Genomic DNA, 10,781 nt, shown 5'->3' on the forward strand with positions numbered 1-10,781 from the left:
AACTGTTGCTAATTGTCTATAGGGCATTGATTTATATCTTGGAAAATCCACTCGGAAAGGCAGGCAATATTTATGGCAGAACTTTTATTCATAACGGCACATCCCCATGATGAAAAACAATCGTTCAGTATGGCGGCCGGTAAGGCTTTCGTTGATTCATACCGGGAAAATCATTCAGGTGATACCGTGACTCACCTGGACTTATACAAAGAACATATCCCGCATATTGATGCCGATGTTTTCAGCGGCTGGGGCAAGCTCAGCTCTGGTTCCTCATTCGATCAGCTTTCCCAGGAAGAAAAGTCCAAGGTAAGCCGTTTATCGGAGCTTGTCGAGCAATTTACACGTGCAGATAAATACGTTTTTGTCACTCCTCTTTGGAACTTTTCCTTTCCGCCTATCTTGAAGGCTTATATAGATTCTATTTGTGTTGCGGGAAAGACGTTTAAATATACAGAACAAGGACCTATCGGGCTGCTTACAAACAAAAAGGGTCTGCATATTCAGGCCCGCGGAGGAATTTATTCTGAAGGACCTGCCGCTGATCTGGAAATGGGGCACCGCTATCTGTCTGTTATCATGCAGTTTTTCGGTATCCCTTCCTTTGAGGGAGTCTTCATAGAAGGGCACAACCAATATCCCGACCGGGCTCAGGAGATTAAAGAAAAAGGCATCGCAGAAGCGAAGGAAAAAGCAAAGACATTCTAAAGGATACATTAGGCATCCAGGAAATTCTTTTCGAGGATTCCGTTCTGAGGGGCCTTCCTTAATAATGTTCCGACATGACAGTCATCGTTATTGGTATAAAAAGTTAAACTCGCCATTGGCGAGTTTCTTTTATTTTAGAGCACTATTTCCGCCGTCTTACTTATCTACCTTAATAGGAATGCACTGAAAACGGAACAGGTCAGGAATTTTCCCTCATGCTTTTTTCATGTACCCGTTTTTCTCATCATAATCATGATTAACCCCACTTTTTGTTTTTTTATCAAAGGGAGTTGAAAAGCGGGAGGTTACAGTGATGGCTTATACATTTGTAAATGGAAAGATCTTCACCTCCGACCCATTGATGCCTTATGCTGATTCCATGGTTGTCGAGAATGAACGTATAAAATGGATAGGGCCTTTCAGCGAATTGCCTGCAGCTTATGGAGAATGTATTGATTTGGGCGGCAGACGTGTCCTCCCTGGATTTATTGATGCGCATATGCATGCTGAAATGCTGGCAGAAAACCTTTCTCAGATTCCCTGTACCCCGCCCGCTGTTTCCTCCATACGGGAATTGCAGATAAAACTGAAAGAATCCGCAATTTCCCGTGAGGCTGGCTCGTGGATTCTTGGCTGGGGCTATGATGAAGAAAAAATGGAAGAAAAGCGTATGCCTGACCGATGGGACCTTGATAAGGCATGCCCTGATCAGCCTGTCATGATTATGAGGTCTTGCGTACATGTATGTATCGTGAATAGCTTCGCTTTGTCACTGGCTGGAATCGGCCAGCAGATAAACGGCGATCCTGAAGGAGGCAGGATCGACCGGGATGAAAGAGGAATTCCAACTGGCGTTCTTCGTGAAGAAGCAGCAATCAGCCTGGTCCGGAAACATCTCCCTCAAAGATCCCAAGAAGAAAAAGCCCAGACATTGGCTGAATTAAGCAGCCTCCTTGCTTCCTATGGCATTACCTCCGTTACGGAGATGATGGCAGACGGAGGCTCCTATGACAGATTCCTTGCCGGACGCAGAAAGGGGTTTAAGCAAAAGGCTGTTTTATACTGTATGTGGGATTCACTAAGGGCCCGTCCGGTCTCTCCTGAACAAACCAATGCAGGCAATCACCTGTTTATCGCCGGCGTCAAGCTTTTTGCAGATGGCAGCATTACGGGCCGGACTGCATGGGTCGATCCTCCCTATCTAGATTCCTCGGAAAATGGTATATGTATCATAAATAAAGAAGAAATTACCGCTGCCTGCCGTTATGCAAGAAAACATAATCTGCAGGTAAGTACCCATGCCATGGGTGAGATGGCTATCCGAATGGCGCTCGATGTATTCGCGGGGGAATACCCATGGATCCCTGATTCGCCCACTTTCCGTATGGAGCATGCTTCCCTTGTTCAGCCTTCAGATCTGGAATTGGCAAGCTCAAGACAAATTGCACTCCTGCCTCAGCCTGTTTTCATCTTTGCGGAAATTGAAGGGTATATCAGCAGCATTGGAATTGAACGAACTCGAAAATCTTATCCTATTCGCAGCATGCTTGATAAGGGCATCCCCGTCTGTATATCATCAGACGCTCCGGCAACCGCGTGGAGCGAACCGTATAATCCATTCATTGGCATTAAGGCTGCGGTTACCCGGACATCCTGGAATGGGACTGACACCGGCCAAGAGCAGAGAATCAGCCTAATAGAGGCAGTATGGCTATACACTCGAAAAGCAGCAGAAATAGCCCGTCTTCCTTCGACCGGCTGTTTGAAAAGCGGGAATTTTGCTGACTTTATCGTATTAGACAAGGATATTTTCGACGTTCCGCTCACTGAGGTTGATTCTGTGAAGGTGGAAATGACTTATATAAACGGGGAGAAGGTCTATCATAGAACATGACCTTCTCCTTTTTTTATTATTATCGGATTTTAAAAGTCTTTTTAATATTGCCCCAAATCCCCTCGTGCTGGGCATGCTTGGCAGGTGCCTGGCTTCTTACATTTTGAAGAGCACTTTTAATATCGATCAGTCCGTCTCCATAATAAGGATCAGTCCCTTTTTGCCCAAGGTCGTAGGAGGACGACTTCATGATTTTCATGATTTCATAATTCTTAAGACCACGATTCTTCGACTTCATCAGACCAGCAAGCGCAGCTGCGTGCGGGGAAGCCATCGACGTTCCTGATAAAGCAGCATACTGGCTATGGAAATACGTACTAGGAATATCTACTCCCGGCGCTGTAACATCCACATATTCACCATAATTCGAAAAGCTGGCTCTTTTTCCATTATAATCGACTGCTGATACACACAGCACTTCAGGATATGCTGCAGGAAAGCTGGGCTGATCGGTATTATCATTGCCTGCTGCTGTTGTAATCACCACATTACGCTTAAATGCATATTTCACTGCTTCATGCATGACAGCGGAAGGCTGGTAATTGCCAAGGCTCAAATTTATGACATCCGCTCCGTGGTCTGCAGCCCAAATGATACCCCTGGCTACATCAAATGCATTTCCATAGCCCTTTTCATTCATCACTTTAATTGGCATGATCCGGTTATACCAGGTAATCCCTGCGATTCCCCGTAGATTATTGGTTTCAGATGCAATTATTCCTGCCACATGGGTCCCGTGGCCATTGTCATCATCTGGATTAAAATTTTTGCTTACTACATTATACCCTTTCATGATTCTATTCCTTAAATCGGGATGGCCAAGATCTACTCCGGTATCTACGACTGCAATCACTACATCTCTGCTTCCCTTGCTAATAGTCCAGCCTCCCTCGGTCTGGATAGCAGGAAGATTCCATTGGTACTTTCTTTTGTACAGAGAGTCATTTGGTTCTGCTTCATTCTGCATGTAGATATAATTCGGTTCTGCAAACGCAGTTTTAACATGTTTATTAAAGTATTGCAGCAGATCGGAGGTAGAGAGAGTTTTGGAACGGAAGACCATAGTATGATCAAAATCTTTAAGGATCGTCCCGTCAATTTCCATTAAAATGGCAGCAAGTTCCGGTTTATGCGGTATTTCCTTAAAACGGACGGTCACTTCATGCTCATGATAATGACTCTCATCCTGAGTATTGTGTTTAATAACCGTTATTCCAGGCTTTGTGCGCAGATGGGATTTCAGCGATACCCCATTCTCAAGGCTATTGATATATAAAAGTCCACTTTGTCCATCCTTTGATTCATTCAGGATTTTCGGATTTCCCGTTCCGAAACGTTCCTGACCTTCCTTTTGTATTGTTTTGGTTTGAATAGAATTATCGTTGTTTAATGCACAGCCTGTCATTCCGAGCAAAAGAATCAGCGGAAGAAAGCTTTTTATTCTCATATCATCACCTCTATTGCTATCTATCTTTATGATGTGTTGATAACAAAAAAAGATAATAGCAATGATTGGCATAGATCCTTCTTCTTTTCAAATAATTCAAAAATCTATATAATGACTTCTATAGCTGAAACAGCTCGGAGGGGATAAAATGATCGTTTCTGATATTAAGAATATGGCGGATGAAATCAAAGATGAGGTGATAAAGTGGAGGAGGCATCTTCATCAGAATCCTGAGATATCCTTCCACGAAACAAATACCTCAGAATTCATTTACAATACCCTGGCATCTTTTGAAGGCCTTCAGGTTTCACGTCCTGCCCAAAACAGTGTCGTAGCCAGGCTGATCGGCGGCCGGCAGGGTAAAGTACTCGCAATCCGCGCCGATATGGATGCTCTCCCCATTCAGGAAGAGACTGGCCTGGAATTCAGTTCACTGAATGAAGGTGTTATGCATGCCTGCGGCCATGACGGACATACTGCAATCCTCCTTGGAACAGCGAAAATCCTGTCCGGAATGAAGCAAGATATATCCGGAGAGATTCGTTTTATTTTTCAGCATGCAGAGGAACTGTATCCAGGCGGTGCTGAGGAACTGGTGGAAGCCGGAGTGATGGACGGAGTAGACGCGGTAATTGGCACTCATCTCTGGTCGCCTCTGGAGAGCGGTAAAATTGGCATTGTTTACGGGGAAATGCTTGCTGCTCCCGACACATTTTACGTGACCATAAATGGGAAGGGCGGGCATGGGGGCCTGCCGCATGAAACGGTTGACAGCATTGCCGTAGGGGCCCAGGTTGTGACAAACCTCCAGCATATTGTTTCCCGGAATCTGGACCCTCTCGAGCAGGCGGTCATCTCGGTTACGAAGATCTCCGGCGGCACTACCCATAATGTCATACCCGGCAGTGTGGAGATGATGGGGACTGTCAGGACATTTAAGAAGGAAGTCAGGAAGGAAATACCGGGTCTTATGGAAAGAGTGATTAAGGGGATTACAGAAGCCCACGGAGCTGGTTATGATTTCAAATTTGAATATGGGTACCGGCCGGTCGTCAACAAAGACACTATCACTTCGTTCATTCATGACACGGCTATACAGCTTTATGGTCAGGAAGCTGTGCAAGTAATGAAGCCAAATATGGTTGGAGAAGATTTTTCCGCTTATCTAGAAAAGGCAGATGGCTGTTTCTTCTTCACTGGGGCCGGCAATTCTGAAAAGGGCATTACATATCCCCATCATCATTCTCGTTTTACAATTGACGAAGATTCATTGAAAATGGGAATGGAGATGTTTGTTTCCGCCGCCTTGAGCTTCAGCGGGGCTGGCATTCCCCAGAATGTTCACAAGATTAATTCATAAGGGAGAAAAAGAATGAAAAAAAGACTCGATCACCTTGGGATCATGGTAAAAGACATGGATGCATCCATTCAATTTTATGTAAATGAACTTGGATTTACCCTGAAAGACAGGCTTCTGCATACAAATGGTGTGATAGAACTGGCCTTCTTGGGCTTCAATGAATCCGGGGAAACTGAAATTGAATTGATAAAAGGATATAACGACTCCCTTCCGAACGAAGGGAAAGTCCATCACTTTGCGATCCAAACGGAGACAATCGAAGACGATTTTAAACGAATGATGGAACACACCCATATTGAATTGATTGACAATGAAGTCATCACCCTGCCAAACGGGTACCGCTACTTTTATATCTACGGTCCTGACCGTGAATGGATTGAATTTTTTCAGCGATAACTTTAGAGAAGCTGTCTTAGAGGTTTACACCCTATAGACAGCTTCTTTTTTCTTTTTACCCCTTCGCCATATTTTACAAGAATTCTCAGGAAAAAAGAATGTATGAATGATTGAGAACAGAGGGAGATTAAAAGTACCAACCAACAAGGAGGTGAAAACACATGGCAAGAAGCGGAAGCAGAAATCAACTTTTGGTTAACGGCGCTCAACAAGCGATCGACCAAATGAAGTATGAAATCGCTCAAGAGTTTGGTGTACAACTTGGAGCAGAAACAGTTTCACGCGCAAACGGATCAGTAGGTGGAGAAATCACTAAACGTCTAGTTGCTACTGCTCAATCTCAATTAGCAGGTCAATTCACTCGCTAATCAAAAATTTAATACCTATGAATATGGGCTATCTGCCTCAAGGCAGATAGCCTCCTCTGCTATTCCCCATAAATTGGTTAGATCCATATGTTAATTCGTTAAATAAAATGAATCCACCACTCTTGAGACTGTACATGAGTTTAATGTAAATACCCGCTGCATGGCCATATTGGTTGTATGAGTGCTTCCTATATAGTATTCAGCCCCCATTCCTTTCAGCATCCAAAGTGTCTGGTAATGCAGCATTTTACTGAGTCCTCTCCCCCTGTGTGCAGGCATAAGGCCGAAGTAGAAGAGCCTCCCCTCATTTTTTCTCCCTGGCTCAATATGCGGAATTGCCAAAGCAATAGGATTTTCTTTTAAAAAAGCTGCTTTACAGGAAGCTTCCCAGCCTTCTCCAAGCTCCCTTTGGACGGAAGCCAAATGCTGATCCATAGTCATGGAGGAAGCCTTGTTGGCTGAACCGATCATGCATTGTCTCCAGATTTCCTTGAAGAATTCAGGTGATAACCCTTTCTCCCCCATGGTCCTCCACTCTGCTTCACCTTGCATCTCCCTTACATCTTCCAGCCCCCGGTGTACTTCCACTCTGGCCGTATAAAACTCAAATCCCAAACGGATCAATTCTGTTTTCATGCGGGAATAATGGCTGGTTGATTGGAGTATGAATGCTCCCACCCGGTCGATATTTAGATCTATCAGGGAGGCTGCCTGCGTTACAGCCTTTTCAATTTCCTCCTCCCTTATAGTCAAATTATTTTTTTCTTCTAACTGAATATAAACGGGTGATCCATCCAGGACTCGAAAAATCTTGTTCAATATACCTGCATGTAAGATGGAATGCATCATTTTCTCCCTCCAACGTGTATTTTCCTCCATTTCCGGGTGCCTTTCCGGGCAAACACCCTTTACAAAGGTTCCTTTCCAAAATAGCAGCTAGTTTAGAATCCTGTTTTTTAGGAAAAGTGTATGTATACAGGGCTGTGGTATTTATCTTTTTATTGACCCTCTAAAAAGATTGTACCTTGTTAACCTGTAAATAAAATAGAAATTCTTTTTCTTACTGTCAGGGGAGGTCTGCCAATGTGGATTCATAAGCCATTTTTCAAATATGCTGCAGGAATCATATTAACGCTGCTTATCATTGTACTCTTGGGGAAAATCGACTATCTTTTATGGCCGATCCAGCAATTTATTGCTACTATCTTTTTTCCGCTTTTAATCGCAGGGCTGCTCTATTATTTAATCAGGCCTATCGTGAGACTGCTGTCAAAGAAACTTCCTAAGTCTGTCAGCATTTTGGCAGTCTATGCCGTTGTTATCGGTCTCATTTATGCCATCATCCATTTTTCCGGACCTGCAATCAGCAGCCAGATTCAGAATCTTTCCCATACCTTACCGGAAAGGTTCAAGGAGTTGTCCTCTCAATCAGAGAAGACCATCCAGAAACATAACTTAGGATTCATTCAGGGTGGAAATATCAAGGAAACTGCCATGCACTACTTCAATAAATTATCTGAGAAAACATCCTCTAATATAGTTGAGATTTTTTCCATGATTACAAGCATTGCAGCGGTTTTGATTGTGATCCCCTTTACGCTGTTTTATTTTTTGAAGGATGATGAAAAGCTGCGGCCTTTCTTATTGCGTTATATCCCTGAAGAGCATGAGCTTGAGGGAAACAAAATCCTGCTTGACGTAGATAAAGCCCTCTCTACTTATATTACCGGCCAGTTCATTATCGCATTTGTGGATGGCGTACTGATGTATGTCGGCTATTTAATTATCGGGCTTGATTATGCTCTTCTTCTCGCGGTGTTTGCTATGCTGCTGACCATCGTCCCTTTTATAGGTCCCTTTATTGGCATTATCCCAGCTTTATTGGTCGCCCTGCAGACCGATTCCTTCATGGCGCTGAAGGTTATTTTTGTCCTGATTGCCGTCCAGCAGCTTGAAGGCCATCTAGTGACTCCCAATGTTATGGGGAAACGGCTGAATATCCATCCATTAACCATCATTATGCTTCTCCTTGTTTCGGGTTCCCTGTATGGATTTATTGGTATTCTAATTGCCATCCCGCTCTATTCAGTGGTTAAGACGCTGATCAAGAACTTCCGGCTGCTTTACCAGCTCCGCCACAAAAAAGCCTCTGTCAGGGCAGAAGCAGAACAGGAGTTTAATAATGAATTGTCCTCTTTAGAAGGCAAGGATATTCAGAGTGATTGAAATGCTGTTTTAAAGAACCTGCAGAGGGGATAGAACCGTATAAGACATAATGAGCATCATCACCTTTAAATTAAGAATTAAAGGAATTAAAATGCCAGCAGATCATGGTAAAGAAAGCTTAAGGAATGCCGAAAGACGTTTTCAAGAAGGAAGCAGGCCACAAAATCAAAAAGACCCTGATACAGGACGGAGAGCTTCCGAACAAAACCGCTTAAAGGATGAGGAAAATTTAAGAAGATAAAAAAAGTGTGAGGATCCGTTTTGGATTCTCACACCCTTTTTTATACCCCTTTTATGTAATTAGGTTCTTTATGAGAAGGATCGCAACAGCCCATATTATGCAGGCTGATATCTTATTGATGACAATCATCAGCCTCCCTGATGCATCGATCCTGCCAAACATCCTCCCGGCAGCAGCAAGGCCCAAAAACCATATCCATGAAACAGAAATGCAGCTCGAGGCAAATACCCATCTCTCACCACCTCCATACTGCAGGGAACTGGTCCCGATCACTCCAATGGTATCAAGAATGGCATGGGGATTGAGCAATGAAACCGAAGCCGCAAAGATAATCTGCCTTTTGAAAGGAAAAGCCTGTCCATCCTTCTCTTTCCCCGGTTTACTAGTCCAGGTAGCCCAGCCCATATATAATAAAAATAAACATCCTATTGAAATCAGGATCGTTTTAATAACAGGGCTCGCCAGAACCACTACTGAAACACCCCCTACCGCCAGAGAAATCAGCAGCGTATCACAAATGGAAGCCATGATGACGGCAGGAAGGGCATAGAGGAATCTCCGCTGATAAGCGCCCTGCTGAAAAATAAAAACATTTTGAACACCCAGCGGCAGAATCAGCCCCATGGCCAAAAACACTCCATGTAAAACAACGGCAATCAAATTTCAAAACTCCTTGCCATAAACTCTCCTCCTAAACAGTGTGAACCGCACTTTTATACAACAGATGCTCCCAATGTACCTTCAAAATGCCCTAAAGCCCATTCATGTCCCGCCTGATTAAAGGATGCAGCAGCATTTTTGTAAACCACGATGGTAAATCCTTTATTGTAGGCATCCACTGCCGTATGGAGGACGCAAATATCTGTACAGACTCCGATCAGGTGGACCTCCGTTATCCCGCGTTCCCTCAGTTTTATTTCGAGATCGGTACCCGCAAAGGCTGAGTAACGGGTTTTATCCATGAAATAAACATGTGGCTCACTCTTATTCTGTTCATAGACATCGATTAAACTGCCGTATAAGCTTCTTCCTTCAGTGCCCCGAATATTATGGGGCGGGAACAGCTTCGTTTCCGGATGATGGTGGTCCCCTTTTTCATGAACATCCACTGCAAATACTGTATAATCTCCATTTTGGATAAACTCCCTAGTAATGCGGCAGACTTCCTCTTCAATATCCTGTCCGGGCTTCCCGCAAGTCAATGCTCCATGAGGCGCAATAAAGTCCTTAGTATAATCAATATTGATCAAAGCTTTCTTTCCCATATTTCATCTCCTTATCTCTGCTATTTGCATGGTTATTCCTGATTACTCTCCGTTCACATTCACAGATAATGGCAGATTGACTCAATCATTTCAAAATCATTGAACCTATAGAGCTGTGAGGGTCTGAATGAATGGCGGCTTGTCTTTTTAGGATTCCCCTTCTCATCCAAAACCTTCTCAATGAACGTAAGCTTTGGAGCCTTCGTATAAAAAAGATTCTCCTTAGACGTGGATCGTCCCAAACCGTCAATAAAACTCTCTGCAATTCTGACAGCGTAAACTCTTCCGGCAGAAAATTTTTAGCTGCCGTGGTCTGAATCATATTGAAGGGCATCCATTTTAATCCTGCGATGATCAAAGGCCAGCTTAAGACTTACTACCTCATCCACTGTAAAAAGTTCAACTTCTGTATATGTGCTTCAGGCACAATCGCATAAAATGCATTAGAAATCATCCAGCCCCTTGGATTGCGGTCTATTTCATCATAGACTCCAAAATGCTTAAGGAGCAATCCATCCAACTTCGTTTCCTCCTTAAGCTCCCTTCCCTGCGGCCCTAAAAGCAGTCTCCTTTTTAGGTGCATCCACAAAACCTGCTGGAAGGGCCCACTTCCCCCCTCTTGAAATATTTCTCGGGAAAGCGCAGAAAGTGACAAAGAAAGTCATAATTCTGTTTATTTTTCAAATGTATGTAATGGTTCGTTCAAAAGAAATAGAACTGCCTCTTTATTTAAGACAGTTCTATTTTATTGCTTTTTCTGCCATACAGGCTACTTTTCATCTGAATTTCAGCTTTGCCCAGATTGTCCCGGGAATTGCTGGTATCCACCCATTCCTGACTGCCCGCTCATACCGGGATACCCGGTTGTACCTGGCT

At 43.7% G+C, this 10,781-nt stretch carries 13 protein-coding genes; 7 read left to right on the forward strand and 6 right to left on the reverse strand.

Features of this window, described 5'->3' with window-relative positions; all coding sequences use genetic code 11:
* The first annotated feature begins 72 nt into the window (after positions 1–72).
* Both H539_RS0115480 and H539_RS0115485 read left to right on the forward strand, forming a co-directional pair.
* Positions 73–708, forward strand: coding sequence for an FMN-dependent NADH-azoreductase (locus H539_RS0115480; RefSeq protein ID WP_026694272.1), 636 nt, complete (start codon positions 73–75; stop codon positions 706–708).
* Positions 709–1,021: 313 nt separating this feature from the next.
* A complete protein-coding gene (locus H539_RS0115485) occupies positions 1,022–2,602 on the forward strand; it encodes an amidohydrolase (protein WP_026694273.1) in 1,581 nt (526 codons plus the stop codon).
* 19 nt (positions 2,603–2,621) lie between these two features.
* On the opposite strand, the gene H539_RS28725 is transcribed toward H539_RS0115485, so the two are convergent.
* Entirely contained in the window at positions 2,622–4,049 is a 1,428-nt protein-coding gene (locus tag H539_RS28725) for a S8 family peptidase (RefSeq protein ID WP_245602193.1), read from the reverse strand.
* A 148-nt stretch (positions 4,050–4,197) separates the two neighbouring features.
* Between H539_RS28725 and H539_RS28730 the strand changes: the two genes are divergently transcribed.
* The 3 genes from H539_RS28730 to H539_RS0115505 all read left to right on the forward strand — a co-directional run bounded on the left by H539_RS28730 (position 4,198) and on the right by H539_RS0115505 (position 6,173).
* The gene (locus H539_RS28730) at positions 4,198–5,409 is read left to right on the forward strand and encodes a M20 family metallopeptidase (RefSeq protein WP_051348613.1); all 1,212 of its coding nucleotides are present in this window, start codon (positions 4,198–4,200) and stop codon (positions 5,407–5,409) included.
* A 12-nt stretch (positions 5,410–5,421) separates the two neighbouring features.
* Positions 5,422–5,805: a VOC family protein gene (locus tag H539_RS0115500; protein WP_026694274.1), complete on the forward strand. Its 384-nt coding sequence runs from the start codon at positions 5,422–5,424 to the stop codon at positions 5,803–5,805.
* Between the two features lie 161 nt (positions 5,806–5,966).
* Positions 5,967–6,173 carry an alpha/beta-type small acid-soluble spore protein gene (locus tag H539_RS0115505; protein WP_026694275.1) on the forward strand — a complete coding sequence of 69 codons (207 nt, stop codon included), beginning with the start codon at positions 5,967–5,969 and terminating at the stop codon, positions 6,171–6,173.
* Positions 6,174–6,263: 90 nt separating this feature from the next.
* On the opposite strand, the gene H539_RS0115510 is transcribed toward H539_RS0115505, so the two are convergent.
* On the reverse strand, positions 6,264–7,022 hold the full coding sequence (locus tag H539_RS0115510; RefSeq protein ID WP_051348614.1) for a GNAT family N-acetyltransferase: 759 nt from the start codon (positions 7,020–7,022) through the stop codon (positions 6,264–6,266).
* Between the two features lie 234 nt (positions 7,023–7,256).
* Here H539_RS0115510 and H539_RS28735 point away from each other — a divergent pair, with 234 nt between their 5' ends.
* Positions 7,257–8,399, forward strand: a complete 1,143-nt coding sequence (locus H539_RS28735) for an AI-2E family transporter (protein WP_051348615.1) — start codon at positions 7,257–7,259, stop codon at positions 8,397–8,399.
* Between the two features lie 292 nt (positions 8,400–8,691).
* On the opposite strand, the gene H539_RS0115525 is transcribed toward H539_RS28735, so the two are convergent.
* The 4 genes from H539_RS0115525 to H539_RS33445 form a co-directional block, all read right to left on the reverse strand.
* The gene (locus H539_RS0115525) at positions 8,692–9,297 is read right to left on the reverse strand and encodes a LysE/ArgO family amino acid transporter (protein WP_245602200.1); all 606 of its coding nucleotides are present in this window, start codon (positions 9,295–9,297) and stop codon (positions 8,692–8,694) included.
* A 56-nt stretch (positions 9,298–9,353) separates the two neighbouring features.
* A complete protein-coding gene (locus H539_RS0115530) occupies positions 9,354–9,905 on the reverse strand; it encodes a cysteine hydrolase family protein (RefSeq protein ID WP_026694279.1) in 552 nt (183 codons plus the stop codon).
* A gap of 85 nt (positions 9,906–9,990) precedes the next feature.
* Positions 9,991–10,239 (reverse strand): NrtR DNA-binding winged helix domain-containing protein, encoded by a 249-nt coding sequence (locus tag H539_RS33440; RefSeq protein WP_425414727.1) that lies wholly within the window; start codon positions 10,237–10,239, stop codon positions 9,991–9,993.
* Between the two features lie 42 nt (positions 10,240–10,281).
* Positions 10,282–10,488, reverse strand: a complete 207-nt coding sequence (locus tag H539_RS33445) for an NUDIX hydrolase (RefSeq protein ID WP_026694280.1) — start codon at positions 10,486–10,488, stop codon at positions 10,282–10,284.
* Between the two features lie 65 nt (positions 10,489–10,553).
* Between H539_RS33445 and H539_RS32185 the strand changes: the two genes are divergently transcribed.
* Positions 10,554–10,781 (forward strand): hypothetical protein (locus H539_RS32185; RefSeq protein WP_026694281.1); only part of this gene is annotated, 228 nt, incomplete at its 3' end.

The sequence above is a fragment of the Peribacillus kribbensis DSM 17871 genome, assembly GCF_000430765.1.
Taxonomy (GTDB): domain Bacteria; phylum Bacillota; class Bacilli; order Bacillales; family DSM-1321; genus Paraperibacillus; species Paraperibacillus kribbensis.

Bases quoted from the DNA above. Each gene is read 5' to 3' on its own strand.
- H539_RS33445 (WP_026694280.1), bottom strand. From the start codon at position 10,488: ATGCACCTAAAAAGGAGACTGCTTTTAGGGCCGCAGGGAAGGGAGCTT.
- H539_RS33440 (WP_425414727.1), bottom strand. From the start codon at position 10,239: ATGCCCTTCAATATGATTCAGACCACGGCAGCTAAAAATTTTCTGCCG.
- H539_RS0115530 (WP_026694279.1), bottom strand. From the start codon at position 9,905: ATGGGAAAGAAAGCTTTGATCAATATTGATTATACTAAGGACTTTATT.
- H539_RS28725 (WP_245602193.1), bottom strand. From the start codon at position 4,049: ATGAGAATAAAAAGCTTTCTTCCGCTGATTCTTTTGCTCGGAATGACA.
- H539_RS28735 (WP_051348615.1), top strand. From the start codon at position 7,257: ATGTGGATTCATAAGCCATTTTTCAAATATGCTGCAGGAATCATATTA.
- H539_RS0115500 (WP_026694274.1), top strand. From the start codon at position 5,422: ATGAAAAAAAGACTCGATCACCTTGGGATCATGGTAAAAGACATGGAT.
- H539_RS0115485 (WP_026694273.1), top strand. From the start codon at position 1,022: ATGGCTTATACATTTGTAAATGGAAAGATCTTCACCTCCGACCCATTG.
- H539_RS0115505 (WP_026694275.1), top strand. From the start codon at position 5,967: ATGGCAAGAAGCGGAAGCAGAAATCAACTTTTGGTTAACGGCGCTCAA.
- H539_RS0115510 (WP_051348614.1), bottom strand. From the start codon at position 7,022: ATGATGCATTCCATCTTACATGCAGGTATATTGAACAAGATTTTTCGA.
- H539_RS28730 (WP_051348613.1), top strand. From the start codon at position 4,198: ATGATCGTTTCTGATATTAAGAATATGGCGGATGAAATCAAAGATGAG.
- H539_RS0115480 (WP_026694272.1), top strand. From the start codon at position 73: ATGGCAGAACTTTTATTCATAACGGCACATCCCCATGATGAAAAACAA.